General features: G+C 56.8%; 26 protein-coding genes. 8 read left to right on the top strand and 18 right to left on the bottom strand.

The window, feature by feature from the left end:
* Nucleotides 1-142: 142 nt before the first annotated feature.
* From BJL95_RS05995 to hypF, 3 genes are all read left to right on the top strand, one after another.
* The gene (locus BJL95_RS05995; protein WP_071156271.1) at nt 143-1882 is read left to right on the top strand and encodes a sulfite reductase subunit alpha; all 1740 of its coding nucleotides are present in this window, start codon (nt 143-145) and stop codon (nt 1880-1882) included.
* A 253-nt stretch (nt 1883-2135) separates the two neighbouring features.
* A complete protein-coding gene (gene hypE / locus BJL95_RS05990) occupies nt 2136-3176 on the top strand; it encodes a hydrogenase expression/formation protein HypE (protein ID WP_071156269.1) in 1041 nt (346 codons plus the stop codon).
* The gene (gene hypF, locus BJL95_RS05985; RefSeq protein WP_071156267.1) at nt 3176-5485 is read left to right on the top strand and encodes a carbamoyltransferase HypF; all 2310 of its coding nucleotides are present in this window, start codon (nt 3176-3178) and stop codon (nt 5483-5485) included. Before hypE ends, hypF begins: the two co-directional genes overlap by 1 nt.
* 13 nt (nt 5486-5498) lie before the next feature.
* On the opposite strand, the gene BJL95_RS05980 is transcribed toward hypF, so the two are convergent.
* From BJL95_RS05980 to argH, 8 genes are all read right to left on the bottom strand, one after another.
* Nucleotides 5499-6245 carry a phosphate/phosphite/phosphonate ABC transporter substrate-binding protein gene (locus tag BJL95_RS05980; protein ID WP_071156265.1) on the bottom strand — a complete coding sequence of 249 codons (747 nt, stop codon included), beginning with the start codon at nt 6243-6245 and terminating at the stop codon, nt 5499-5501.
* A gap of 15 nt (nt 6246-6260) precedes the next feature.
* On the bottom strand, nt 6261-6737 hold the full coding sequence (locus tag BJL95_RS05975) for a PAS domain-containing protein (RefSeq protein WP_064030516.1): 477 nt from the start codon (nt 6735-6737) through the stop codon (nt 6261-6263).
* A gap of 27 nt (nt 6738-6764) precedes the next feature.
* Nucleotides 6765-7127 carry a roadblock/LC7 domain-containing protein gene (locus BJL95_RS05970; RefSeq protein WP_071156263.1) on the bottom strand — a complete coding sequence of 121 codons (363 nt, stop codon included), beginning with the start codon at nt 7125-7127 and terminating at the stop codon, nt 6765-6767.
* A gap of 55 nt (nt 7128-7182) precedes the next feature.
* Nucleotides 7183-7818: a hypothetical protein gene (locus BJL95_RS05965; protein WP_071156261.1), complete on the bottom strand. Its 636-nt coding sequence runs from the start codon at nt 7816-7818 to the stop codon at nt 7183-7185.
* Nucleotides 7819-7822: 4 nt separating this feature from the next.
* Complete coding sequence (locus tag BJL95_RS05960; RefSeq protein WP_071156259.1) at nt 7823-8359, bottom strand: ATP/GTP-binding protein; 537 nt, start codon at nt 8357-8359, stop codon at nt 7823-7825.
* 15 nt (nt 8360-8374) lie between these two features.
* Complete coding sequence (locus BJL95_RS05955) at nt 8375-9550, bottom strand: hypothetical protein (RefSeq protein WP_064030508.1); 1176 nt, start codon at nt 9548-9550, stop codon at nt 8375-8377.
* Nucleotides 9547-10233 carry a FimV family protein gene (locus BJL95_RS05950; protein ID WP_071156257.1) on the bottom strand — a complete coding sequence of 229 codons (687 nt, stop codon included), beginning with the start codon at nt 10231-10233 and terminating at the stop codon, nt 9547-9549. Before BJL95_RS05950 ends, BJL95_RS05955 begins: the two co-directional genes overlap by 4 nt.
* 61 nt (nt 10234-10294) lie before the next feature.
* Nucleotides 10295-11686, bottom strand: coding sequence for an argininosuccinate lyase (gene argH / locus BJL95_RS05945; RefSeq protein WP_071156255.1), 1392 nt, complete (start codon nt 11684-11686; stop codon nt 10295-10297).
* A 131-nt stretch (nt 11687-11817) separates the two neighbouring features.
* On the opposite strand from argH, the gene BJL95_RS05940 reads away from it, so the two are divergent.
* Nucleotides 11818-12165: a hypothetical protein gene (locus BJL95_RS05940; protein ID WP_071156253.1), complete on the top strand. Its 348-nt coding sequence runs from the start codon at nt 11818-11820 to the stop codon at nt 12163-12165.
* Between the two features lie 13 nt (nt 12166-12178).
* Here BJL95_RS05940 and BJL95_RS05935 read toward each other — a convergent pair whose 3' ends face one another.
* The 7 genes from BJL95_RS05935 to BJL95_RS05905 all read right to left on the bottom strand — a co-directional run bounded on the left by BJL95_RS05935 (nt 12179) and on the right by BJL95_RS05905 (nt 18310).
* Nucleotides 12179-12346 carry a TraR/DksA C4-type zinc finger protein gene (locus tag BJL95_RS05935; RefSeq protein ID WP_348637062.1) on the bottom strand — a complete coding sequence of 56 codons (168 nt, stop codon included), beginning with the start codon at nt 12344-12346 and terminating at the stop codon, nt 12179-12181.
* A gap of 96 nt (nt 12347-12442) precedes the next feature.
* Complete coding sequence (locus tag BJL95_RS05930) at nt 12443-12955, bottom strand: hydrogenase maturation protease (protein ID WP_071156252.1); 513 nt, start codon at nt 12953-12955, stop codon at nt 12443-12445.
* Nucleotides 12955-14454 (bottom strand): Ni/Fe hydrogenase subunit alpha, encoded by a 1500-nt coding sequence (locus tag BJL95_RS05925; protein ID WP_071156250.1) that lies wholly within the window; start codon nt 14452-14454, stop codon nt 12955-12957. The genes BJL95_RS05930 and BJL95_RS05925 overlap by 1 nt, the downstream gene beginning before the upstream one ends.
* 77 nt (nt 14455-14531) lie before the next feature.
* Nucleotides 14532-15071, bottom strand: a complete 540-nt coding sequence (locus BJL95_RS05920) for an NADP oxidoreductase (RefSeq protein ID WP_064030494.1) — start codon at nt 15069-15071, stop codon at nt 14532-14534.
* On the bottom strand, nt 15061-15777 hold the full coding sequence (locus BJL95_RS05915; protein ID WP_071156248.1) for a 2Fe-2S iron-sulfur cluster-binding protein: 717 nt from the start codon (nt 15775-15777) through the stop codon (nt 15061-15063). Before BJL95_RS05915 ends, BJL95_RS05920 begins: the two co-directional genes overlap by 11 nt.
* 2 nt (nt 15778-15779) lie before the next feature.
* Nucleotides 15780-17558, bottom strand: coding sequence for an NAD(P)H-dependent oxidoreductase subunit E (locus tag BJL95_RS05910; RefSeq protein WP_071156245.1), 1779 nt, complete (start codon nt 17556-17558; stop codon nt 15780-15782).
* Nucleotides 17559-18100: 542 nt separating this feature from the next.
* A complete protein-coding gene (locus BJL95_RS05905; RefSeq protein WP_064030488.1) occupies nt 18101-18310 on the bottom strand; it encodes a hypothetical protein in 210 nt (69 codons plus the stop codon).
* Nucleotides 18311-18722: 412 nt separating this feature from the next.
* On the opposite strand from BJL95_RS05905, the gene BJL95_RS05900 reads away from it, so the two are divergent.
* The 4 genes from BJL95_RS05900 to BJL95_RS05885 are packed head-to-tail and all read left to right on the top strand — an operon-like array spanning nt 18723 to nt 20951.
* Nucleotides 18723-19466: an OmpA family protein gene (locus BJL95_RS05900; protein ID WP_071156243.1), complete on the top strand. Its 744-nt coding sequence runs from the start codon at nt 18723-18725 to the stop codon at nt 19464-19466.
* 24 nt (nt 19467-19490) lie between these two features.
* Nucleotides 19491-20039: a V4R domain-containing protein gene (locus BJL95_RS05895; RefSeq protein ID WP_082885617.1), complete on the top strand. Its 549-nt coding sequence runs from the start codon at nt 19491-19493 to the stop codon at nt 20037-20039.
* 25 nt (nt 20040-20064) lie between these two features.
* Nucleotides 20065-20478, top strand: coding sequence for a roadblock/LC7 domain-containing protein (locus tag BJL95_RS05890; RefSeq protein WP_064030484.1), 414 nt, complete (start codon nt 20065-20067; stop codon nt 20476-20478).
* A 17-nt stretch (nt 20479-20495) separates the two neighbouring features.
* On the top strand, nt 20496-20951 hold the full coding sequence (locus tag BJL95_RS05885; protein ID WP_071156241.1) for a roadblock/LC7 domain-containing protein: 456 nt from the start codon (nt 20496-20498) through the stop codon (nt 20949-20951).
* 13 nt (nt 20952-20964) lie between these two features.
* On the opposite strand, the gene BJL95_RS05880 is transcribed toward BJL95_RS05885, so the two are convergent.
* The 3 genes from BJL95_RS05880 to cobN form a co-directional block, all read right to left on the bottom strand.
* Entirely contained in the window at nt 20965-21306 is a 342-nt protein-coding gene (locus BJL95_RS05880; protein WP_071156239.1) for a DUF2149 domain-containing protein, read from the bottom strand.
* A gap of 10 nt (nt 21307-21316) precedes the next feature.
* Nucleotides 21317-21802 (bottom strand): MotA/TolQ/ExbB proton channel family protein, encoded by a 486-nt coding sequence (locus tag BJL95_RS05875; RefSeq protein ID WP_071156237.1) that lies wholly within the window; start codon nt 21800-21802, stop codon nt 21317-21319.
* 154 nt (nt 21803-21956) lie between these two features.
* On the bottom strand, nt 21957-25219 hold a 3263-nt coding region (cobN, locus tag BJL95_RS05870; protein ID WP_071156234.1), incomplete at its 5' end, for a cobaltochelatase subunit CobN.

Below are 25219 nucleotides of genomic sequence, written 5' to 3'. Positions count from 1 at the left end.
GAAATCGAAGTGGACCAGGTTAACCTAGGCCGCACAGTCCGGCTATCTCGCCTTTGCGCCGGGTAGCGTTCCACTCGATCCAAGCTACGTTGATTTATATAGAGACCGGACCGGCGCAAGCCGGTCCCAAGTTGGTAGAGAAATGAAATCACCTTTTATCCCTGAAAACGCCCCCTACTCCGACTCACAACGTGCCTGGCTCAGCGGTTTTTTCGCCGGCATGCACAGCCACATGCTTCACAGCGCCGGCAGCGTCAATTCCGCCAACGCCCGCAACTTACATATTCTGTTCGGCAGCCAGACCGGCAATTCCGAATCCCTGGCTCACGACGCCGCCGCCCGCGCCAAAAGCCACGGTTTGGTTCCCATCGTTAAAGGCATGGACGAAATCGAAATCGGTCAACTAGCAAATATCGAATACCTATTGATCATCACCAGCACCTATGGCGAAGGCGCCATGCCAGACAACGCCGAAATGCTCTGGGAAGCCGCCAGCGGCGACTGCGCCCCTCGCCTGGAAAAACTCAATTACGCGGTGTTGGCGCTGGGCGATACCAGCTACGATTTGTTTTGCCAAGCCGGCAAGGACTGGGACGAACGCCTGCAAGCCTTGGGAGCCAACCGCTTGTTCGAGCGGGTCGATTGCGACGTCGATTTCGAAGCGCCCGCCGAACAATGGCTTAGCGAAGTGATTCCGTTGATGGCCGACGGCGCCGAAACCGTCGCGGTTGTCGATACCGAGGCTCAGCCAAGCAAATCTCAATACAACCGCAAAAATCCGTTCCCGGCCAAACTGTTGGTTAATCGCTTGTTAACCGCCGGCGACTCGTCCAAGGAAACCCGCCACTACGAAATATCGATCGCCGGTTCCGGCCTGAATTACGAGGCGGGCGACGCAATGTGCGTGGTACCGACCAACTGCCCTCGACTGGTAGCCGACCTGGTCAAGGCCCTGGGTTGCAGCGGCGCCGAGGAAGAACCGGTAAACAGCGAACTGATGACGCTTTCGGAAGCATTGCGCACTCACTTCGAGATCAAAACGCCAAGCAAGGAGTTGATCGAGGAAATCGCCAAACGCTCCGGCGATCAGGAACTCAACGCGCTGCTGCAAGCCGGCGACAAGGACAAACTCGCCGATTACCTGTGGGGTCGCGACACGCTGGATCTGCTGATGCAGTTCCCAGGCGTCGAATTTTCCGCCGCGGAATTTCTGCGCCTGCTAAAGCCGTTGCAACATCGAGCCTACTCGATCTCGTCGAGCAGCAAGCAACATCCCGATGCCGTCCACCTGACCGTCGCCAGTGTGCGCTACGACGCCCACGGCCGGCATCACAAGGGTGTCTGTTCCACCTATTTGGCCGATTTAGTCGATGAAACCAGCGATGTTCGGATCTTCTTCACGCCCAACAACAATTTCCGAGTTCCGAGCGATGACAATTTGCCGATGATCATGGTCGGTCCCGGCACCGGCATTGCCCCGTTCCGCGCCTTCTTGCAAGAACGCCAAGCCCGCAAGGCCAGCGGCAAGAACTGGCTGTTTTTCGGCGACCGTAACGCCGCGACCGATTTCATTTACCGCGACGAAATCGAGGCGATGCAAAGCAACGGTCTGCTGACCAAGCTGGATCTGGCCTTTTCCCGCGATCAGGCGGAAAAGATTTACGTCCAGGATCGCATGAAGGAACACGGCGCCGAGTTGTTCGCCTGGTTGGAACAAGGCGGCTATTTCTTCGTTTGCGGCGACGCCTATCGAATGGCCAAGGACGTCGATCAAGCCTTGCACGACGTGATCCGCGAACACGGCGAAATGACATTGGTAGACGCCGTCGAATACGTTAACCGATTGAAAAAAGACAAACGCTACGTCCGCGACGTTTATTGACAAGAGGGGCGAGCTGCCGGTTACAACCCGACAACTCGCCCATCTAATTCCCCGGCCGGCCAGCAACGCCGGTTCCGCTCGTGTCCGGTTAAAGCTAGCCGTTGGCAATGCGGCGGTTTTCCGCCGGTTTTTGCCTAAACATCCTTCCTCCGCCCGACAAAATCCCGCTCGATCGACCCCGTATTCGGCTAAAATCGCCGGCTGATCCCGGCGCATCCATGCCGGATACCATGAATTTGATAGGACTGCTAGCGTGGCCCATTCCGCTTACACTCTGAACTTGAAATCCGGTCAGGTCGATCTTAGTCACGGCGGCGGCGGCCGGGCGATGGCGCAATTGATTGATGCCTTGTTTATCAAGCATTTCGACAACGACTTATTGAAGCGCCGCAACGACCAGGCTGTTTTTCAGGTCCCGGCCGGCCGGCTGGCGATCAGCACCGACGGCCACGTGATCTCGCCGCTGTTCTTCCCAGGCGGCGACATTGGCGCGCTCGCGGTGCATGGCACGCTGAACGATGTCGCAATGTCGGGTGCCCGGCCCTTGTATTTGGCGGCCGGGTTTATTCTGGAGGAAGGCCTGGCGCTGGCCGATCTGGACCGTATCGTCGCCAGCATGGCCGCCGCCGCCAAAGCCGCCGGCACTCCGGTGGTGACCGGCGACACCAAGGTCGTCGAGCGCGGTAAGGGCGACGGCGTATTCATCACCACGACCGGCGTCGGCATCGTGCCGGACGGCGTTGATATCGCCGGTGACCGCGCCGAGCCCGGCTGCGCGGTGTTGGTCAGCGGCAGCATCGGCGACCACGGCGTGGCGATCATGGCCGGCCGCGAGAATCTGCAATTCGGGACCAGCATCGTTTCGGATTCGGCCGCGCTGCACGGCTTGGTAGCGGATATGGTGGCCGCGGCGCCGACCCGGATACGCTGCTTGCGCGATCCGACCCGCGGCGGCTTGGCCACCGCACTGAACGAACTGGCCGAGCAATCCGGCGTCGGCATCGTCGTCGACGAAAACCGCATCCCTATTAAGGCCCAAGTCAGAGCGGCTTGCGAGATTCTCGGCCTCGATCCGCTTTACGTCGCCAACGAAGGCAAGCTGGTCTGTATTTGCGAAGCCGACGCCGCCGAAACCTTACTCAATACGATGCAAAACCATCCGTTGGGTCGGGATGCCTCGATCATCGGTACCGTCGTCGCCGATCAACACCATTTCGTGCAAATGACCACCGGCTTCGGCGGCCGCCGCATCGTGGATTGGCCCGCCGGTGAACAACTGCCGCGCATTTGCTGATGCCCGGCCTGGCGATCCGGGCGCGCGGCGTGGTGCAGGGCGTCGGTTTTCGACCGACGATCTGGCATCTGGCCAAAACATACCATTTGACCGGTTCGGTCTGGAACGATCAGGAAGGCGTGATGATTCACGCCTACGGCCCTGCAAGCGTGTTGGCGGAGTTCGCGGAGGCGATTCCCAAGCACCTGCCGCCGCTGGCCCGATTGGACGCGCTGGAAAGCGCCGAACTGCTCGGCAGCGCGCCGGACGAGTTCCTCATCGTCGCCAGCGCCGGCGGCCGCGCGGCCGATACCGTCATCGCGGCCGATGCCGCCACTTGCCCGGCTTGTCTGGCCGACATTGCCGATCCCGGCAACCGCCGCTATCGCTATCCTTTCACCAACTGCACGCATTGCGGTCCGCGTTTATCCATCGTCCGCCGCGTGCCTTACGACAGGCGCCATACCAGCATGGCCGGTTTCGCGATGTGCCCGGAGTGCCTAAGCGAATATCAAGACCCGGCCGACCGGCGCTTTCACGCTCAAGCCAATTGCTGTCCGGTATGCGGCCCCAGATTATGGCTGGAAGACGGCAAAGGCCTCCTCCCCGGAGATCCTATTGATCAGGCCGCCGCCGCGATCCGCGCCGGACGGATTGTCGCGATCAAAGGCTTGGGCGGATTTCATTTGGCTTGCGATGCCGCCAATGCCGAGGCGGTACGCCGATTACGCCTGCGCAAGCGCCGCTACGCTAAGCCGTTCGCGTTGATGGCCGGTAATGAGACGATGTTGCGCCGCTACGCCGAGTGTTCCGCATTGGAAAGCGCCGCGCTGCAATCCCCGGCCGCGCCCATCATGCTGCTAACGGCAACCGGCGCCGGGCTGGCACCTGAACTCGCCCCCGGCGACGATAAACTGGGCTTCTTGCTGCCGTACACACCACTACATCATTTGTTGATGGCCGCGCTGAACACGCCCATCCTGCTGACGTCCGGTAATGTTAGCGACGAACCGCAATGCATCGACAACGCTGCGGCCCGCGCCGAATTAGCCGACATCGCCGACCTGTGGCTGATGCACGACCGCGATATCGTGAATCGCTTGGATGATTCGGTGGCGCGGCTAGTGGACGGCGAAATTCGCTTGTTGCGGCGGGCGCGCGGCTACAGCCCGCAAGCGTTGATTCTTCCCGTCGGCTTCGAGCAGGCGGACGGCGTTCTGGCAATGGGCGCCGAATTGAAAAACAGTTTTTGCCTGATTCGGCGGGGTCAAGCCATCGTCTCGCAGCATATCGGCGATCTGGAAAATGCGGCGGCGCAACGTGACTACCGCCAAACGATTGATCTATACCAGCAGCTGCACGGCTGCACGCCGACACGGATCGCGATCGACCGCCATCCCGGTTATCTGTCCAGTACTCACGGCCGCGAACTTGCCGCCGCGCTAGCCGCCGAGCTGAACGAAGTTCAGCATCACCACGCCCATCTGGCCGCCTGTCTGGCAGAAGATGGCGCGCCATTGGCCGGTCCGCCGGTATTGGCGGCGATTTTCGACGGCTTGGGCCTGGGTAACGACGGCAGTTTGTGGGGCGGCGAATTTTTCTGGGGAGGCTACCGGACTTGCCGGCGTCTCGCGCATTTTGAATCGATCGCCCTGCCCGGCGGCACGCAGGCGATTCGGGAACCGTGGCGAAACGCATACGCTCAGCTCGCGCACTATTTCGCTTGGCCCGACCTGATCGCCGAATACGGCGGTCTGGATATCGTGCAATTGCTGAATCGCAAGCCGTTGGCAACTTTGGACGCGATGATCGCAAAAGGCTTGAATTCGCCACCGGCTTCATCGTGCGGGCGATGGTTCGATGCGTTTGCAGCCGCACTTGGCCTTCACGCCGAGTTCGCCGATTACGAGGGCCAAGCGGCGATTGCGTTGGAGACCTTGGCCGGATCGGCATTTGCCGATGAGCGAGCTTATCCGAACAGTTGGGCTTTGGCCCCAAACGGCGAGAGTCGGGTACTCAGTTGGCGGGGATTGTGGCTGGCAGTATTAACCAACTTGCGCGACGGCACCGATCCGGCTCACGTGGCGGCCCGCATTCACCACACACTGATCGACGCCACATCGGCAATCTTATCTACGTTGGCAACAACCCACCCGGCGGATACCGTGGTACTGAGCGGCGGCGTGTTTCAGAATCGTTTGCTATTGGAAGGTCTATCGGCGAAGTTGAGAACCGCCGGCTTTCAGGTGTTGGCACCGCGCGCCTATCCGGCCAACGACGGTGGTCTGGCGCTGGGTCAGGCGGTCATCGCGGCGGCGGCGGCGCGATGACCCGAACGAAGGCTCAAGTATTCAACGTCTCCATCAAATCGATCATGAACTCCATGTCTTCGTCCTCCAGAGCTTGCCAACCGGAAAATCCTAGGCTTTCCAGTACGCCGGGGCCCTTGTCTTCCTCGGCCATCCGCACCAACAGATCGCGAATCTCCTGGCGCCGCTCGGCCAGACGCGGGCCAACCAGCAGTGCGTGGTTGATGACGCTGATCTGACTACGTACCAACACCCTTAGTTGTTTTTTGATCATGCCGGATAAGTTGTCGAAGGCTTCCGCTAAGAAAATGCCGACATCGGCTTCGCCCTTTAGCAGGTGCTTTGCAACCAACACGTAATTGTCGGATAGCAATGCTTGAATGTTGCCGCGGTCCAGATCGGCCGGTTCCAACATGATCATGCCCATCAACCGCACGTCCGGATCTTCGGTGTGGGCGACGCGGATACCCGGCGTCAGATCCGCTACGTCCTGAATCGGGCTGTCGGCGTTGACCGCGATCACCGCCTCATCCGACAAGCCTACCGGCTTGACCAGGGGTAGAAAGCCTTTCTCCCGGACCAGCATCGCCGCGTCGAACGGATTGGCATAGATCAAGTCCACCGCATCGCCGGCGATAGCTTGGTGCAAGCGTTGATAATGGTCGTACATTTCCAAATGGATCGCGGCGGCGGTGTGTTTTTGCAGCCACGTATTGAAGATATACCATCCGGACAAACGATCCGGCGCAAAATCGGGACTAACGGTAAACAAATAAGTCATAACGCGTTCCCCTGCTCAGATTAGCGTCGAATAGAGTTGGATGCTGTCTTCGATCTTGCGGCGCGAGGGCTTACGCCTGACCGAGGTATACCCGACCACCTGACCGTTGCGGACGTTGGGAATGACGGTCGCCTTAACCCAATAATAGCCGCCGTCCTTGCGCAAATTCTTCACGTAACCCTGCCATTTTTCGCCGCGCCCGACGGTGTCCCACAAGTCCTTAAACGCGGCGGCGGGCATATCGGGATGTCTTAGCACACTGTGCGGCATCCCGATCAACTCTTGCACGGCATAGCCGGACATGTCGATAAAGGCTTGGTTGGCGTGGCGAATGATGCCGTCCGGCGTCGTCGTCGAAACAATCAGTTTGCCGTCCGGATACGGGGTTTCCAGTTCGGTATACAGTACTTTACGGCTGCTTCCGTCAAAATAGGTCAGCGTCGTCTCCTTGAAGTCGCCTACGATATCCTCGGGCTTCATATCAGCAATCATGATGCGCTCCACTAGCGTTTGAGGGAATTACAACATTTCGGCGATGCTCTCGGCCGCCCGTTTGACGTCCAGAAATATCAAACCCAACTTGGCGTTAGGCTTGGCCAACACCGTCAAAACCGCCTCGCGCCCGGCGTAAGTCATTAGCACGTAGCCCTTGTCGCCCTTAATCAACACTTGCTCCAGGCCGCCGCGACTCAACTCCTGCGCGGTGCGGTCACCCAACGACAACATCGCCGCGCTCATGGCGCCGACCCGGTCCTCATCCATGTTGGCAGGCAATACCGAGGCCATCATCAAACCATCGGTGGAAATCACTCCGGACGCTTCGATGTCCGCCGAAGTGCCGTTCAGCTCGGTCAAGACCGAGGTCAACATGTCTGCTCTCATAGTGTGGTTTCCTCTGTTTTCAGGTGATAAGTTAAAACCGCCGGTTTGCCGCCGGTCATTTCAGATAGCGAGTAATCAATGCCCACGCCAACGAAACGAACTCGGCGTGATTGAAATGCGGCACGCCGCTGATAGCCAACACAAAGCGGTGCTTGCCGACGAACATCGGCCAAAAGCCAATTTGGCTATTCCCGAACGCATCGACGATCGCCAAGGCGTGGCTGGCGATTCCCAGGTTATTAACCAGTAGACCGGACCGGCGCTTATGCACTGTCGCCAATTCCGCGCTCAGTGCCGATAACTCTTCGGCGACCTCATGCGGGAATCCGCTGCAAGCCAAGTAAAAACCTTGATCGTCGGCGAGCAAGACTTTTCCGGACTCGGCGATCAAGCCCAACATCGCCGGCAGAATATCCTCCAAAGCCCCTTGCGGCGCCGTTATCGGCGCATCCAGACCTTGAACCCAACCAAGTTTTTGGCAATACGACAACAATTGCATGGCTTTTTCGGTTTCGTCGGTTTCCATCAAGGCCATTAAGCGACCTTCGGTCAATTCCGGCGTTTGTTCCAGCTTCAACAACTGATTTAGAAAGCGACGCGGCTTATCTTCGGCGGGACTGGCGATCGCGTAATAAGCGCCGGCGGGCGTAGGGTATAAATACAAACCCTGTTTTAGTTCGTAACCGGCCATGACTTCAGCCCACCAAACCAGGATCGAGCGAGTACAACAAGGACTGGACCAACAGCGAGACATCGGCCCGCTCGCGAGCGTCGACGGCAAATACCGGCGGATTCAAACCCAAGGTTTGCAACTGTTGATGGTAGTCGTCTATCGCCGGCGTGCTGCTCAAATCCATTTGGGTGACGCCTATGGCCACGCCGGTGGTATCGATAAATTTACCGAAGGCATCCAGAAAGAATTTCATGTCTTGAAACGGATCGGCCCTGGTGTTGTCGAGCAGCAAGACCAAGCCGATACCGCCGACGGTCAGAATCTCCCACATGAAATCGAAGCGCTCTTGGCCCGGTGTTCCGTACAAGTGGATCTTTTCGCCGCCGGGTAAATTCATCACGCCGTAATCCATGGCCACGGTCGTCGATTCCTTGCGGTTCTTAGTCATATCGCTAGCGGCGGCATCGGTCTTGACCGGCGGCAGATCGCTGATCGAATGTATAGCGGTAGTCTTGCCGGCGCCGACTGGGCCGGTGAATATGATTTTGTATTGACTCATCGTGGTTCCTTATCGTTATTGCTCGCCGCGCAACTTCCCAAGAATCTTGCTCAACAGACCTTGGTTTTTGGCCGGTCTTGGGGCCGGTTGGGCGACCACCGCGTCGGCTTGGCGTTCGGATTGGCGCAACAAGCCCAGCGTATGACAGGCACTGACGAACACAAAGACGTATTGCATCTTGATCCGCAGCACTTCGGCGATTTCCAACGGCGTGCGCGGTTGCTGGATCAACAAGGCCGCGATCCGCAAAGCTTCCGGGGTAATCACCAAGCGGGTAAAGTTAGGCCAGCGGTCCAGATATACCGGCTTGTAAATATCGATTCCGATCGGAAATCGGCCCTTGGAGGTCCAAATCGCCAGTTTCCAAAGAAAAGCCGACATGTCCTGATGTTTTTCAGCGTCGCGGGGCGCCGGGTCGGTCAAATCGAATACCGACAATGTCATGTTCCCCGCCGAGGCCCGGTTCAGCACCACCCCGGCGAATGCCCGCAATTGCTTGTCATCGGCATCCAACCAGATTTCCTCGGACTCGGGAAAAATCAACAACGGCTTCCAGATCGAGTTCAGCCGTAGTGCCTTATGCTGCAAGCGGGCGGTCTTGAATGCCGATTGCACAAAGCCCAGGAAATAATGTCTCGGATCAAAATACGCGGTGCGCCATTGAGCAGGGTCGTCGAAATCGATATCGGCCAATGTGCCGAGGAAGGTGCGGAACCCGCTATCGCTCAGTTGCGCCGCAGTCCGGTGTTTGCTGGATTTCAATCGCTCCGGGCGAGGTTGTCCGGACGATACCGATTCAGACGCATGCTCGGCTTCCGATCCGCGGCTGGCGGGGTGACGGAGTTTTTCGGCGACCTTTCGAGCCGCCAAAACATCCCGCACTTGCGCGAACACCGACAGCATTTGTTGAGCATTGACCGGCTTCTTAACGAAAAACGCGTTTTCAACCCGCAGGTCATAGAGCGACAACAATACTAACGGTCTACCAGGATTGGCGGCGCGCCGGGCTTTAATGATATCGGCCGCCTTGGCGTGGTCGGCATCGATCAGGTCCAGATCCGCTTCGTCTTCGTTGACGACGACCGCTACTCCGCGGCAAGGTCCTTTCAAATACATGGCCATGGTTTTGCCGGTCCGGCCGTCCATCGCGAATAACGCGGCCCGCAAGGCCGGGGGCACGTGAAGTGTCATGAGCTGATTCCGTCAAAGTAAACCGCAACTTGGCGCCAGCCGTCCACAAGAGCCACGCCGGCGTCGCTCAATGCTCGGTATTGCCGGCGAAAGCGTTCAGCATTTTTGGTAGAGCGATATAACTCCAACAGCGAGTTCTGCAAGTCCTCGCGTTCGGGTTGTTGAATCAATCCGGTTTCCAACGCCTCGATGGCTTGGCTCAATTGGCTGTACTCGATGAAATCGTTAGCCAGTGCCAGATAGTCGTATTGAGTGTCGGTTCCCCGGACCTGTTGAACCAAGTCCGAGCTTCCCAACATACCGTCGGTAAATAACGTGTAACGATTCGCCACGCGCGTACCGGGCTTGAGTAAAGCCGCCGCTTGGGCGGCACTCAATTTACCGCGACAGGCGGCGAGCAATCGGGCGCGTAACGCGGAACCGCGTCCGCCCAAGATAATCGTTAAATCGAGCAATGCGGCAAATAGCTGCTCGGATAAGTCGCTACGGTAACAGCGATAAATACGCCGCAAATGGCCAAGCAGATCGGCGGGTTGTTTGCGGACCGCGAAGACCAGGACATTCAAGGCCTGCTCGCCGTCCGGATCGATGCCAAACGCCGCCAAGCGAGCATCGGACCAGAACTCGGACTCCGCCGCTATGACCGTCCGAGCGGTTTCTAAACCAAAATCGCTTTGAAGCATTGCCACCCTCCGAACCAAGACCGTTCGAAAGGGTAGCAGCGAATCAGATAATTACCGCGATTTAACTAAGGATTTGCCGGCGCGCATCACAAATTGCCTGACGAACTGTCTCCGGTGCCGTACCGCCAATATGCTTGCGCAAAGCCACCGACCCTTCTAAGCCGAGGATATCGAACACATCTTCCGCAATGGTTGCCGAGAAACTTTGCAATTCGGTCAGGGTTAATTCCGACAAATCCCGACCGGTCCGCAAACCCAGGCGAACCGCCAAACCGACCACCTCGTGCGCATCGCGGAACGCCATGCCCTTACGGACCAAGTAGTCGGCTAAATCGGTCGCAGTCGCAAACCCGCATTTGGCGGACTGATACATGTTTTCGCGCTTGGCCTGGACGCGCGGCATCATGTCGGCAAAAGCCCGTAGACTGTTGACGACGGTATCGACGGTATCGAATAACGGCTCCTTGTCTTCCTGATTGTCCTTGTTGTAGGCCAGGGGTTGGCTTTTCATCAACATCAGCAAGGCCATCAAATGCCCGGCCACCCGGCCGGACTTGCCGCGCACCAACTCCGGTACGTCCGGGTTTTTCTTCTGCGGCATGATCGACGATCCCGTGCAAAAGGCGTCCGGAATATCGATGAAGTCGAACTGAGCACTAGCCCAAAGTACCAGCTCTTCGGAAAACCTGGACAAATGCAACATCACTAGGCTGGCGGCGGCGGTAAACTCGATCGCGAAATCGCGATCGCTAACCGAATCCAGCGAATTGTTGGACGGCCGGGAAAAACCCAGTAATTCCGCGGTCAAGAAACGATCCAGCGGATAACTGGTACCGGCCAGCGCCGCCGCTCCCAGCGGCATCACATTGATGCGCTTGCGGCAATCCTGGAAGCGCTCGACGTCGCGGCTCAGCATCTCGAACCAGGCCATCAAATGGTGGCCGAAGGTCACCGGTTGGGCCACCTGCAAGTGGGTGAAACCGGGCATGATCGTCGCGGCCTCGCGTTCGGCCAGATCCAACAACGCGGTTTGCAGGCGCCGCAATTGACCCAGAATGACGTCGACTTCGTCGCGCAAATACAAACGAATGTCGGTGGCGACCTGATCGTTACGCGAACGTCCGGTGTGCAGTTTTTTGCCGGCGATACCGATCAGGTCGGTCAAGCGCGCTTCGATATTCATGTGAACATCTTCCTGCTTTATCGACCAGACGAACTCGCCGCGTTCGATTTCACCGCGAATTTGCGCCAGCCCACTACGGATGTCGGCCAGCTCCTGTTCGGTCAAAATCCCAATCTTATGGAGCATCGTCGCGTGCGCCAACGAACCCTGAATATCCTGCAGGGCCATGCGTTGATCGAAACCGACCGAGGCGGTGAATTCCTCGACGAAGGCGTCGGTGGCTTCGGCGAAGCGGGCGCTGGAGAGTTTTTCGGAGTTTACATTTGACATAGGCAACGATCGCAAGCGGCAAAAAACGCCGATTATACCGTCGACGACCGGAATCAAAATTAGGATTTGCGATATTCAGCCGGCCATGCTTCGGGCATAATCGGCCAAAACCGACACTCAGGAGATCACCAATGACATTCAAATCAGCCATTTTGGCCGGCGCGTTAATCCTACTCGTCGGTTGCGGACACGGTTACGAAGGTGAATACCGGGCCGAAGGCGGCTCGGAAAACCAGTTCATCGACGCCGTCGCGAAAATCATCGGCGACCAAACCTTGGTCATTGGCAAAAACTACCTGGATTCCAACGGCGAACGCACCGAATTCGCCGACATTTTCGTCCGCGAATCCGGTAGTCAGTCGTATTTGGTATTCAAGAAAGCCGACGGCTCGGAAGAGGCCTGGAAAATCGTCGACCAAGACACATTGGAACGTGGCGGCGACTTGGTATCGATCAGGATGAAACGGGTTAAATCCTGAGATGATCACCAATTCAGATTTTACCGCTACGTTCCAATTTGGTCTGGCAGGGCAAACAATAACGACAGGCAATCGCGCTCCGGCGCGCCTCGGGGATGGGTTCGCCGCATTCGTCGCAATGCGTCGCCGACTCCCCGGCATACATCGAGCGGCGAGTTTGTTCGACGAATAATTCAGTCATTTGATCCAAGCGTTCGACAATGGCGTCGGTACCGCCGGCCCATGCGGTGGACATACGGGTAATCCTGTGAAAAATTGGAAAAGTCGCTGGCGCCGCTCAAGCCGGAACGGGGAGGTCTAAAGGCGGAACGGCTTTGATAGCGGCGGCTAATATATCCTCCGCCGACCCGCTCAGCAAGCGACAGGCGAATTCGACAGCCAGCGCCAGGTTTTGCGCGGCGTCAGGGCTGAGCACCTCGCCAAGCTCGAACGACAAACCGGCAATGCCCAATAAGAAAGTCGGCGGCGGCGAACCGTACAACGCTTGATAAACGTCCAGCAAGGCCGCCGGACTCATCGCATGGCTAGTGTAACTCCGATCACGTAACGGCATGAGCCGGCTGAATTGGTAGGGCATCTCGGCCTTGACCGACGCATCGACGAATATCGCCACACGCCGCCCCTGTAAATCCAGCGCGTGCTCGATTTGCAACTGAAAATCGACGATGAATTCGACGGTGTTGGTGCCGACTTGGTTTTCCAGAGCCTCCAATAGTAGAGGTCCGAGGGCATCGTCACCTCGGCTCGGGTTGCCGTAAGCAAACACCAGAACCGGTTTAAGTGCCGTCATCAGGCCAAACCGTGCTCGAATTCACCGTCGCTATGCCGAATCAACCGATCAATCACTTGGCCTTCGGCATCCACCAATTCGAGTTGCAACGGCATTTTGCCAACCGCATGGGTGGCGCAAGACAAGCAAGGATCGTAGGCGCGTATCGCCACTTCCAGACTGTTCAGCAACGGCTCGGTCAACTCGCGCCCGGACAGGTATTCAGCCGCGACCTGACGTACCGACTCGTTCATGCCCATATTGTTACTGGTCGTCGAAACGATCAAGTTAGCCTTGGTGACGATGTCGTTGTCATCGATCTGATAGTGGTGAAACAAGGTTCCGCGCGGCGCCTCGATCACGCCGATACCTTCGTAACGCTTTTCGCCTTGAACCAGCAAATGACTACTCATCACGTCGGAATCGCGCAACAAAATCTTAATACCTTCGGCGCAATGCAATAATTCGATCAACCGGGCCCAATGGAAAGCCAAGGTGCTGTGCACCATGGCCTCCCCACCGTGTTGCTTGAACTCGACCCGCGCTGCTTCGGCCAGCGGCGTATCGATGAAATCGCAGTTGTTGACCCGAGCCAAGGGTCCCACCCGATACCAACCGTCGGCCTTGCCCAATGCGGTCAGATACGGGAATTTCATATAACTCCAGGAGCGCACCTCTTCATGGATCAAATCGGTGTAAGCGCAATAATCGTAGTGGTCGACTATCGTCGCGCCGCTGTCGGTTTTGGCGCGAATCCCACCGTGATAAAGCTCCATCGCACCGTTCGGCTTGATCAAGCCCAGATAATTGCTGCGTATCGTCGCAAACTCGTCGTAATACGGCAGGTTGGCGGTATGCACCGATTTGATCAAGGCCACCGCCGATTCGGCCCAAGCCAGCACCTGATCGATATCCCGCAACAAATAATCCCGCTCGTCTCGGCTCAAAGCCTTGTTCATGCCGCCGGGTATCGCGCCGGTACCGTGCACCCTTTTGCCGGATACCATCCGTATGACTTCCTGGCCGTACTTGCGCAGCTTAACGCCTTGCAGACCGATCTCGGGGTATTCCGCCAGCACCGCGATGACGTTACGCTTGGCGATGTCGCTATCGAAACCAAACAGCAAGTCCGGGCTGGAAAGATGAAAAAAGTGTAAAGCATGCGATTGTAAAACCTGACCAAAATGCAGCAGACGGCGCAATTTGTCGGCGGCCGGCGTTAAGTCGGCAGGATCGACACCCACCAATTGATCGATGGCCTTGGCCGCCGCCAGATGGTGACTAACCGGGCAAATGCCGCAGAGCCGTTGCACCAACACCGGCAACTCCCAATACGGCCGGCCCTGAATGAATTTTTCGAAGCCGCGAAATTCGACGATGTGCAGCCGGGCTTGCTGGACCCGATTCTCGGCGTCCAGCAACAACGTAACTTTTCCATGACCCTCGACGCGAGAGACGGGATCGACCACGACCCGTTTCAGGCCGGCGGGATTGACGGCGGTTTCAAGATGCTCGTACATAAATATTCTCTCTTTAACGGGACGGCGGGCCGCGCTCGACGTCATTTACTCGAACCGACGCCAAACGGGCGCGAGGCTCAATCGTAATGCACCAATTCGTAAGGCAGGCTGGGTTCTCGGCCCTCGACCAACGCGGTCAGGAAGGTCCAGAACACGTCGGCGGACGGCGGGCAACCGGGCAGGAAATAGTCGATTTTGACGATTTCGTGGATTGGATGCACCTGGTTCAGTAACAACGGCAATTCCGGATCGCTGGGAATTTGCGGATTTTCAACGCCGATGCCGTCTCGATACGCTTCCAGCAAACAATCTTCCAGATCGATGTGGTTGCGCATCGCCGGTAAGCCGCCGTTGATCGCGCAAGCGCCAACCGCCACCAGGATCTTGCAGTTCTTCCGAAATTCGCGCAATACATGCACGTTTTCCGAATTGCAGACGCCACCTTCGATCAAACCGATGTCGCAGGGACCGCAGTGCTCGATGTCGGTGATCGGCGAACGGTCGAATTCGGCGACTTCGGCCAAGGTCAACAGGCGTTCGTCGATATCCAGAAACGACATGTGGCAACCGAAGCAACCCGCCAACGAGGTGGTCGCGACCTTAATTTTATTGCTCATGACTTCCCTCCGCGAACAGCGCCACTTCGCTGATTTGGCGATGATCGTAAATACGTTGCCCGATAGGGACTTGATAACCGGTGCGCTTGATCAACAGCGCCCCGGTCGGGCACACGTGCACCGCGCTGTCATCGATGCTGACGTCACTGTCCTTCAACAGCCCGCTGACCGAATTGACAACCAAACGCTTATTGATGCCGCGACCGGCGATCGCAAACACGTTTTTGCCGTCTTTTTCCTTACTCGCCCGCACGCAGAGATTGCAAAAAATGCAACGGTTGTGATCGATCAAAATGTCCGGATGCGAAGCATCCATTTCCCGGTGGGCGAAAAAGTGCGGGAAGTGGTTGTCCGTCATATTCAAATAGTAAGCGACGCCCTGTAATTGGCAGTTACCGGTTTTCTCGCAAGACGGACATAGGTGGTTGCCCTCGACGAACAGCATCTGCGTGATGCGGCGGCGGTCTTGCTGCAGCTCGGCGCTATTGTTTATCACGGTTTGGCCGTCAACAGCTGGAAAGGTGCAAGCCGAGCAGTTCCGACCGTTGACGTTGACCGTGCATAATTTGCAACTGCCGTGGGGCGTGTAGCCGGGCTTGTGGCAGAGATGCGGAATATAGATGCCGGCCGCGGTGGCGGCTTCGATGATGGTTTGCCCTGCTTGGAACGGGACGATTTGCCCGTCGATGGTGATGGTACCTGTCATGCTCAATCCTCCAGTTGCGACAAATGCGCGGCCGCGTCGTCGCGATGCGCCATGCGGCGGGCTATCGCCAACGCGCCGTCCAAATCGAACCCAGGTTCGTAACTGATCTGCTTCAATTGTTTTTCGTAGACGTCGGGGTAGCGTTCCAATGTGCTCAAGATCGGGTTGGCCGCGGTTTGTCCCAGGCCGCAATGGCTGTGGTGTTTCACTAACTGACAAAGATTTTCCAGCTCGACGACATCGCCGGCCGAACCATGACCGTCGACGATTTTATCCAACTGCTTTTTCAACAACGAGGTCCCAACCCGGCATGGCGTGCAAAATCCGCAACTCTCGTGAGCGAAGAAATGGGTGAAATTTTGAACGATCCTTAGGATGTCCCGACTGCAGTCAAAGACAATGAAGGAACCGCCGGTGGCTAGATCTTCGAAGGCTAAGGCCCGGTCCAGTTCCCGATTGGAAATGAACGTACCCGATGGTCCGCCGATCTGAACTCCCAATACGTCAACGGCGCCGCAGTCTTCCAGCACCTGGCGAATACGAGTACCGAACGGGTACTCGTAGATGCCCGGCCGTGCACAATCGCCGCTAATGCTGAGAATCTTAGTGCCGGCGGATTTTTCGGTGCCGACCGCGGCAAACCAAGCGCCGCCGCGTACGGCTATGTGAGCGGCGGCCAAAAAGGTTTCGACGTTATTGACTATCGTCGGTTTATTCAAATAGCCGCTGGTCACCGGATAAGGCGGCCGATTGCGGGGTATGCCGGGCTTACCTTCCAACGATTCGATCAGCGCCGATTCCTCGCCGCAAATATACGCGCCAGCGCCGAGACGGATTTCGATATCGAAGTTCAATCCCAGGCCGAGGATATTCTCGCCCAGCAAGCCGGACGCGCGGCGCTCGGTCAACACACCCTGCAATTGTTCGTGCAGATGCAAATATTCGCCACGCAGGTACAAAAACCCTTGTTGGGCGCCAATCAGCGCTGCCGCCAGCGTCATACCTTCGAAAACTTGACCGGCATAGCTGTTTAGCAACACCCGGTCTTTGAAGGTACCGGGCTCGCCCTCGTCGGCGTTGCAGACCACGAAACGGGTGTCGGCCGGCTCATCGGCGCAAAACCGCCATTTCACCGCCGTTTTGAAGCCCGCGCCACCGCGGCCGCGCAGACCGGAGCGGTCGAGTTCCTCCAACGTTTCCGACAGACCGCGTCCAAACGCCGCCCGCAACGCATCGCCAGCGACCAAGGGTTCGCTAAGCAATAGTCCAGGTCTATGAATGTTATCGGCGACCGCAAACAATGTCGCCGGCCACTGCGACAGCGGCGTTTGCTGATTCACCAACTCGACGATTTCCTCGAGCCGAGCTATATCCAGGCTCGTTAAAGCCAATCCGTTGACCAAGCCGGCCGGCCCTTGATCGCACATACCGGTACACGAAGTACGATTTAAACTCACCAAGCTATCCGCCCGGACCTGACCGACCTGAACCGCCAAACGCTCGGCAAGATAATCCAACACAAACTGGTTACCCAACATCCGATCGGTGATCGAATCGCTGATTAACAAGTCATAACGACCTTGCGGGGTCATATGCAAGAAGCTGTAAAACTCGGCGACACCGAGAATTTGCGTACGCGGAATAGACAAGCCTTCCGCCAGCAATTCGATGGCTTCCTCGGGAATATGCTGGTAGCGGGCTTGGACGGCTCTTAGGATTTGCAGCAGATTAACCGCTTGAGCATCGGCTTCCGCCAGCACGGTCTGAATAAACGTCTTCATCGTTTCGCACCGTTTGGTTGAGCAAGAAATTTAGCAACTGCCCGGAAAACGCCAGGACCAAGGCTTTCGAAACATGAAACTACCTGGCGAAACTAAGCAATCAATCTGCGTTAATACTAGACAATTTGTGAGGACTATTCGGCAAATTTTTCAAAACGACCGGCGTTTTACTCCAAAACGTCCCGCAAACCCAAGTAAACCCAACGGTCTCGACCTTTCGCGGAGCTCACCAATCCAATTTGATCAGGCCGGGGACACCAGCATACGAAATCTACCGAGCGGCAAGGGTATTTTCATCTGAAACTCGACAAGCCGTTAACCGGCTTCGGTGGATTGACTTACGGAACGCCGAACAACACAAAGCTGACCTGCCGCCCCCTAGGTCGGCCAGGCCAGACGTAAATTGGTGCGAACTTGACGTACCAAACAATTCGTCACAAATCCGGTCCCAAAAAACCGGGCGAACTGCAAAGTAACGAACAGAGGGAGAACTGCTCCGGATCCCGGAGCGAAGCACTAAAACATCAACACTAAGGCCGCTGTTACAGCAAATCCTTAACGCATTGCCGAGCGAAGGTTCGAATCGGCATGGATTCGCTTAAATATTGGTTGTACAAACTGTTGATCGCCAACGGGTTTAGATACACGTAGACACCGCATCCGGTCATCGACACAAATTGATGACTTAGCATTTCGATGAAATCAGTCCGGGTATCGCCAAACTCGAGATTATCGTTTGAAAAAGTTTCCATGACATTCACCCCTGGGTTGATAGAACTGTTTAAATGTCAAGCAGATGTCGGGCCAGGTATTTCAGCTTTTCTATTCAAGGAGTTGGATTCCTGGGTCAGCCGATGCGCCGCGCTTTCGGACATATTTGTCAGCCTCGGGTCAGTATTGTCAGCGGCAACCCGCTTGGATTGCAGCGACTAGCTTTCGGCGGTCACTCTACAAGTCGATTATGACAAACCGATTTCAAGCCATTCCGAATCAGTTCCGGCAAGCCAACCGGAATAACAAGCTTGCATAGGCTCTATCCGATTTGCCCGCACGGCGGATGCCAATCTCAACACTTGCCGATAAACCTCAATTCCACAAAGACGGATTCCGGGAGTACAATCAAAAATATTGAGTCTTGGTTGTGATGTACATCAAGGAAATTGCATGAAAAAACAACGGTCACTCGATCTCGACGGCTTGGACGGCATCCTTCGTCCCGCCGCGGAACCGCGCCCGCCAGCGAGCCGGGCCTGGGTCGTTTGGAGCTTGCTATTGTTAGTGATCGCGGCGATCGGCGCGGCCTGGGTGCGCAACCATCCTGTGCCGAAGTTGGAATGGCCGGAAACGCCGAACCGGTCCAGCAATGCCGTTCCGGCTCCGCCAATTCCGCCTTCACCGCCAACAAAGCAGGCGGAAGCCGTTGCCGCGCTGCCGACAACCCAAGACGCCGAGCCAACGGCGCCGGCGGAGAGCACGCCGGAATCGGTCGCCGCGTCGCCGGTGCCGGCCGTCGAGCCGCAAGCCAAGCTGGAATTGCCAACCGAGCCCACCGCCGCCGGTCCGGTTCCGGCCAATACCGATCCGGTTTATATCGTGTATTTCAAGTTCAACTCCACGAGGCCGAGCAAACTGTCCGACGCCGAGAAAAACCGTCTGCTAGAACAAGTCAAACAATGCGGTCAGGGTATCCGAATCGTCGGGCATACCTGCAACCTGGGTAGCGACCTATCCAACCGCCAACTCGGCCAAGCGCGCGCCGAAGCGCTGAAAATTTGGCTGACCGGACAGGGTATTGCCGCGCCCATTGAAACCACCACGGAAGGTTGGAACAAACCCGCGGCTTCCAACGACACGCCGGACGGCCAAAAGTTGAACCGGCGCGCCGAAGTACGCTGTTTGACGCCCTAAACGCACCCCCAAAGAGGATCAGGCATGCTCACCAACAACAAAACCGACTACCAACTGGCGCAACAACAAATTCTCGAGGGTATTTTGTCCGGGGAATTCGGCATCGAAAACCGCAACGACCTCGGTCCACTCATCCCGATTCGCCTGTTTCAGGTGTTGCGGATGGTGGCACTGGGCTCTAACGTCGAGGACATCCTCGGCCAGGGCGCACCGTCGCTGGTATACCACTCCGGACAAAGCCTGGGCAGTACGCTGGGCCAAATCGTCGCGGCCAACGTCGACAAGGATCTGGAAACCTATGTCGGCAAGATCCAGCAATTGTGCCGGCAACTTTGCATCGGCTTGGTGGTGCCCGACAAGGTCGATCTATCCAGTGGTTTGTTGGAATTGCGGGTGGACGAATGCGTCTCCTGCGCCGGCATCCATAACGTGGCGGCGCCGATTTGCCATTTCGAGGCCGGCATGGTCGGCGGCATCGTCAAGGCATTTTTCAAGCGCAACGTCAAAGCCACCGAAACCAAGTGCAACGCCCTGGGCGACAAAACCTGCCTGATCCGGGTCGACTTACTGTAATTATGACGACACATTGGAGCGTATCATGAACAGCAACATCCACGCTTTGGAGCCAAGAGCCTCGCAATCGGCGGAAATCGAATCGATTCTGCGGAATTTGATGAGCATACAGGGCGTTTCCGCCGCAGCCATCGTCGACAGCGACGGATTCGTCACCCACATCCACCGCGATTACGAGATCAATACCGATGCCATCGGCGCCTCGGTGCAAGTGGTATTCGGCGCTGCCTCCAAAGCCGCCGGACATGTCGGCCATCATCAAACCCAAATGGTAATCTGCGAAAATGCCGAGGGCTATATCCTGTCAACGCCGATCGAAGCCGGTTTCATGCTGGCGTTGGTGACCAAGCGCGACGCTTTGTTGGGCAGGGTCCGCTTCGAACTGAAGGAAACCGTGCCGATGCTGAAAAAACTGTTTTCCAGCTACCTATTCAAATAACCCGACGCACCGCGACCATGCATTGGTTCGAATCGCAACTCGCCGAGCTCGATCGCTTGGCGGCGGCCTACTCGGCGGCCCAACGCCAGCCATCGGACGATCTAGTCAGTACCAGCGCCTCCCTGCGCACCAAGCGCGGCGAATTCATCGCCGCATTGCAAACACTGGTCGATGGCGTGGTGCGGATCAAAGGCATCCACGCCTGCGCCGCGTACCACGAGGGCTTGATTCTGGCCAGTGCCGGTCAACTGCCGCACGCCGACGCGCTGGGCGCGCTGATCGAGGACAGCATCGGCGTGGCCCGCGACAGTTCGGCGATTCTAAAGTTGGGCGATATCGAGCAACTGGTCATCGTCGGCTCGACCAGCAAAGTGGCGGTGCTCAACATCGGCCCGGTGGTGCTCTGCATCGCTTGTCCCAAGGCCACCAATCTGGCCGCCGCGCTCAGCGAACCACTGAAAGCCAAGCGCTAAAGTGTCGCTAAACTTAGGGACCGGCCGGTTTATCCTCGGGCACATACACGAAGGAACCGTCTTTTAGTCGATAGGTCACACCGGCTTTCATACCCTCGCCCTGCCCGATTTTGCCGGTCGATTGGTATTTCTCCATTTTCTCGCCGTCCTTAATCGTCATTTCCATATTCGCTTCACCCGGATTCTTAACTACAATCACCTTGTCGCTGTTAAACGGATTCAGCGGATTTTCCATGACGATGATAAACAGGATGGCGATGATCACCAAAAACACATCAACCGCGTTGACGACCGACAGAATCGGGTCATCGAGTTCTTCGTCTTCTAAGATATGCAATTTTCTCTTTTCGGCCATCTTCGCTTCCTTACACTTCCCGGTTCAAATCGTGCAGCTCGGTTAATAACCAACGCCGGCGCACCGTTAGGATAACGAAGGTAATCGACGCGGCCAGTAGCGCGGTGATGACCGCCGAAAACGCTACCACCAAGTTTTCGCTAACGTTGCGAGTATTGTTTTCACTCAGCGACAACAGGGCCGGCCCCATTGGTATCATCGTCGCCACCAAACCCAGCATTGGCGCCGCGCGCGACACGATCCGAAACGGCTCCAAGCGTTTCAATATATACAATTCCAAATCTTCCACGCTGCGGCCCGGTTTTTGTCGCCGATACCAGTCCAGGCTACTGGGAAACGCCAATCCGCGCCGACCAGCGTATAAACGTTGCCACAGTTCCATCAAAAACACCCCGAGCGCGAAGAACGCAAAAATAAACATCGCGACAATCAGCAATAACACCGGGGTTAAAAAGTACTTGGTGATTTCGTAAAGCGAGACTTCCAAAAATGACATATCGATTTAGGGTTGTTAATAAATACTTGATTGCGACGAGCGGGGGAAATCCACAGCCGCGACGCGCTATGTTCAAAAAAAGGCGGCAGGCCGAAGCCAAGCCACCAGGAAGGTTTATAGCGAAGGACGAGGAGGCGCCCTGGAAACGCTTGGCTTAGCTCAAGACGATCTCCCGGCCCGGCTCCGGTCGCCGGCCCTGCCAAATCATGCCGGCCAGCAACGCGAGCAAGGCCGGTAACAGAAACAGCAATTTCAACCAATCTTCATTGATCGCTTGCGGCTGCTCCACTTTCTGTAACTGCTGACCTTGTACCGCTTGGTTGGCGGCCTCGGGTGGTCGCGCGGCGGTCGGCTGCGTTTCGGCCGGCGCGGCTTGCACACTGATGCCGTATCCCTGAGCCAGCTCGGCGACATAGGCCTTGAAGGTTTCGTTGGCGGTATACACGTCATGCTTGGCGGCGATTTCCTGGTAGACCTGCACCAGCTCGCGCTTGGTCTGCTCGTCGGCCTTCCAGTAGTCCTTGCGAATGGCTTCCAGCATGCGTTCGCTGATCTGAGCCAGCGCGGTCGGATTGTTTTTTTCGAACCATTCGCGCATGCCGAGTTGGTACTTATCCTTCACATAGGTCTCGTGGAATTCCTGCCATTGATCGTCTCGCACGATATTGCGATCCATGGTTTGCCAGCCCCAAAAATTGTTGATGGTATTCAGCATCTGCAAGGTCCCGGAATAACCTTCCTTCTGCATTTCCTTCATCCAGTTCGGGTGCTGGTAAACCGCCCGTAATTCCGTGGCCAGAAACTTCTCGGCCGTTTCCAGTTTGGTACGATTAGGGTCGCGCATATTCGAGATGTACAGCTGCGGCGACTTGCCATCCAGATGGCGCACCGCCATTGAAATCCCACCTAGATATTCGAAGGGATGGTCGGTATCCAGCAGACCGCGCAGATTCGAGGAACGCGAGAATACCGCCGCGCTAGTGCCCTTCAAATGTTCGGCATAGGCATTGATCTCCTTGCCGGAACGATCCTTGAGCTTTTGACTCCAATGCGAGGTGTTGGGACCATATGCCCAGGACAACCGCGATAGATACAGGTTTTCCATTTTGCCGTCGCCTTCGTTCCATTGGTCGGATGCCAAGGTCGCCGGCGTGAGCTTGGTACTGTAATCGCCGCTTTCGTTGCCGTAGATCCGGGTCAGCGCATATTCCTCGGCAGCGGCCGGGTCTATGTCCTGTTTGGCCAACAGAGCCTTGATGCGCAGCGTGTTGGCGCGGACCAGATTCAATTCCGGCTTTTCATCCAGTTTGGCAATCATCGCGATCGCTTCGTTAAAACGTTCCATCACGTTCGGAAATTGATCGCGGTACAACCCGGTCAGCGAAATGATGGTATCGATACGCGGTCTCGCCAATTCGACTTGCGGAATCACTTCCATGCCGACCACTCGTCCGCCATCGTCCCACTTCGGCCTAGCGCCCATCGCGTACAACACCTGGCCTTCCAACATGCCCATGTGACGCATGGTTTCCGAACTCCACATCGTGAAGGTCAGCTTTTTCGGGAATTCGCCGTCGTGAGTCAGCTGGTATTCTCGGATCAAGTTTTCGATGGCCTGCTTGCCGGCCTCATACGCGGCCTTGGTAGGCACACGAGATGGATCGAAACCGTACATATTGCGGCCGGTCGGCAACGAATCCGGATTGCGGATCGGATCGCCGCCGTAGGATGGATCGATCCAGCGCGCCGCCAAACCGCGTTTCAACGCTTCGCTCTCGCTGCCGGCTCTTAAATCGTCGCGGAATTTACGGCCCTTTTCGACCAGGGCTCTTTCCTCCGCATCGCCAAACATATCCAACGCTTGGTCGGAAAACACTTTTTCGGCGACGAAACGATACGGGGTCGTCTGCTGCAAGGTCCGGTAATCGCCCTTGAACAACTGTTTACTATCCACACCCAACTTGGCGTAAAGCGGCTGACCCAACATCTGCATCACGTTGCTGACTTGATGCTCCCGCGCGGCATCCTTACCGAAGGTATGCAAGCCCAGCGGTTGCATCGCCGAACCTAGGTCTTCAAGGTAATCCTCGATGTCGCGCAGGAAATTCTCGAAGTTACGCTCCAGATCGGCCACTTGCCACTTCATGTCCTTGTGTATGTTCATTTTCACCGCCTGTTCGATGATCAGCTTGCGGCTGTTATCCTTAACCAGACCTTCGTCGACCGAACGGTATTCGCGGATCAGGTCATTGATCTTGACGAAATCATCGGACAGCCCGGCCGGCGCGAAGGCCGGCGTTTGGTGGCTGATAATCACGCCGCGCCCCCGCCGCTTGACGTGGATGGCCTCGTTAATGTTATCGACGATGTAGGGATACACCACCGGTGTATTGCCGACCAGCAAATTCGGGTAGTCGTAGGCCCATAAGCCGCGTTCCTTGCCCGGCGTCCATTCCTGGCTGCCGTGGGTACCGAAATGTACGATGGCGTCGGCCTGGTAGACCTCGCGTATCCATAAATAGGCCGCCATGTAAAAATGATTGAGCGGCATCTTGGTATCGTGGAACAGCTTTTTCTCGCGTTCGTCGGAAATTTCGCCGCGCGGAGGTTGCGGCATCAACACCAGATTGCCCCGCTGCATTCTGAGAATTACAAAGCCCGCCACACCGTCCTTGCTGGCCAACCATTTGCTATCTTCCGGCTGACCGAAACTACCCTCCACTTCATGACGCACGTGTTCCGGCAAGGTCGCATACCAGGCCTTATAGCGCTCGAGCGACACGAAATCCCAATTCGGCCCTGCCATCAATTCATTCAGCGTGCCGGGACGGTAAACCGGTCGCAGCATGTTGCCGACCGCGTCGATGATTTCTTGCTCGGCGGCCGGCTCGAAACGATAACCGTCAGCCTTCATATCGAGAATTAATTTTTCCAGCGAGCGCGGCACATTCAAATTCGAAGCGCCCTGATTCTTTTCGCCGGGCGGATGATTCCAAAACAGCAGGGCTATTTTTTTATCGGCATTGTTCATGGTCTGTAAACGGGCCAGCTTCATTGCCTTGCCGACCAGCAAATCCATTTGCTCCGGCATTGGCACCAGTTCGCCGCTTTCATTGCTGCTCAACACCAGTGGATCGATCAAGCCGATGTACTCGGCATTAATCAGCGTCATCGGCAGATAAAAGCTATTGATGCCGGCCAAGTCTTTCAAATACTCGGCACGGGTGCCGGTACGATAGGCCAACACGTTAATCGCCGGGATCCCCAAGGCCTGATGCCAAGCCTTGCGGCTGTCCGGCGCCATGCCCAGAAAGGTATTGACCAGCAACACCCGCGGCAACAATTTGCCGTCCAAGGTTATCAACGGTTCGTCGATTTCGACCACGCGGCGCGCCTTGGGATTGGGAAAACCGTTGC

Origin of the sequence: Methylomonas sp. LWB (genome assembly GCF_001856095.1) — a bacterium.
GTDB lineage: Bacteria > Pseudomonadota > Gammaproteobacteria > Methylococcales > Methylomonadaceae > Methylomonas > Methylomonas koyamae_A.
The sequence above is the reverse complement of the archived record's forward strand: the minus strand, read 5'-3'. Positions and strand labels throughout refer to the sequence as shown.

Bases quoted from the DNA above. Each gene is read 5' to 3' on its own strand.
- BJL95_RS05940 (WP_071156253.1), top strand. From the start codon at position 11,818: ATGACATTCAAATCAGCCATTTTGGCCGGCGCGTTAATCCTACTCGTC.
- BJL95_RS05975 (WP_064030516.1), bottom strand. From the start codon at position 6,737: ATGATTGCTGATATGAAGCCCGAGGATATCGTAGGCGACTTCAAGGAG.
- BJL95_RS05880 (WP_071156239.1), bottom strand. From the start codon at position 21,306: ATGGCCGAAAAGAGAAAATTGCATATCTTAGAAGACGAAGAACTCGAT.
- BJL95_RS05935 (WP_348637062.1), bottom strand. From the start codon at position 12,346: ATGACTGAATTATTCGTCGAACAAACTCGCCGCTCGATGTATGCCGGG.
- BJL95_RS05955 (WP_064030508.1), bottom strand. From the start codon at position 9,550: ATGACACTTCACGTGCCCCCGGCCTTGCGGGCCGCGTTATTCGCGATG.
- BJL95_RS05980 (WP_071156265.1), bottom strand. From the start codon at position 6,245: ATGACTTATTTGTTTACCGTTAGTCCCGATTTTGCGCCGGATCGTTTG.
- BJL95_RS05895 (WP_082885617.1), top strand. From the start codon at position 19,491: ATGCTCACCAACAACAAAACCGACTACCAACTGGCGCAACAACAAATT.
- BJL95_RS05875 (WP_071156237.1), bottom strand. From the start codon at position 21,802: ATGTCATTTTTGGAAGTCTCGCTTTACGAAATCACCAAGTACTTTTTA.
- BJL95_RS05915 (WP_071156248.1), bottom strand. From the start codon at position 15,777: ATGACAGGTACCATCACCATCGACGGGCAAATCGTCCCGTTCCAAGCA.
- BJL95_RS05960 (WP_071156259.1), bottom strand. From the start codon at position 8,359: ATGAGTCAATACAAAATCATATTCACCGGCCCAGTCGGCGCCGGCAAG.
- BJL95_RS05970 (WP_071156263.1), bottom strand. From the start codon at position 7,127: ATGAGAGCAGACATGTTGACCTCGGTCTTGACCGAGCTGAACGGCACT.
- BJL95_RS05905 (WP_064030488.1), bottom strand. From the start codon at position 18,310: ATGGAAACTTTTTCAAACGATAATCTCGAGTTTGGCGATACCCGGACT.
- BJL95_RS05995 (WP_071156271.1), top strand. From the start codon at position 143: ATGAAATCACCTTTTATCCCTGAAAACGCCCCCTACTCCGACTCACAA.
- BJL95_RS05910 (WP_071156245.1), bottom strand. From the start codon at position 17,558: ATGAAGACGTTTATTCAGACCGTGCTGGCGGAAGCCGATGCTCAAGCG.
- BJL95_RS05920 (WP_064030494.1), bottom strand. From the start codon at position 15,071: ATGAGCAATAAAATTAAGGTCGCGACCACCTCGTTGGCGGGTTGCTTC.
- BJL95_RS05950 (WP_071156257.1), bottom strand. From the start codon at position 10,233: ATGCTTCAAAGCGATTTTGGTTTAGAAACCGCTCGGACGGTCATAGCG.
- hypF (WP_071156267.1), top strand. From the start codon at position 3,176: ATGCCCGGCCTGGCGATCCGGGCGCGCGGCGTGGTGCAGGGCGTCGGT.
- argH (WP_071156255.1), bottom strand. From the start codon at position 11,686: ATGTCAAATGTAAACTCCGAAAAACTCTCCAGCGCCCGCTTCGCCGAA.
- BJL95_RS05900 (WP_071156243.1), top strand. From the start codon at position 18,723: ATGAAAAAACAACGGTCACTCGATCTCGACGGCTTGGACGGCATCCTT.
- BJL95_RS05930 (WP_071156252.1), bottom strand. From the start codon at position 12,955: ATGACGGCACTTAAACCGGTTCTGGTGTTTGCTTACGGCAACCCGAGC.
- BJL95_RS05965 (WP_071156261.1), bottom strand. From the start codon at position 7,818: ATGGCCGGTTACGAACTAAAACAGGGTTTGTATTTATACCCTACGCCC.
- BJL95_RS05925 (WP_071156250.1), bottom strand. From the start codon at position 14,454: ATGTACGAGCATCTTGAAACCGCCGTCAATCCCGCCGGCCTGAAACGG.
- BJL95_RS05885 (WP_071156241.1), top strand. From the start codon at position 20,496: ATGCATTGGTTCGAATCGCAACTCGCCGAGCTCGATCGCTTGGCGGCG.
- BJL95_RS05890 (WP_064030484.1), top strand. From the start codon at position 20,065: ATGAACAGCAACATCCACGCTTTGGAGCCAAGAGCCTCGCAATCGGCG.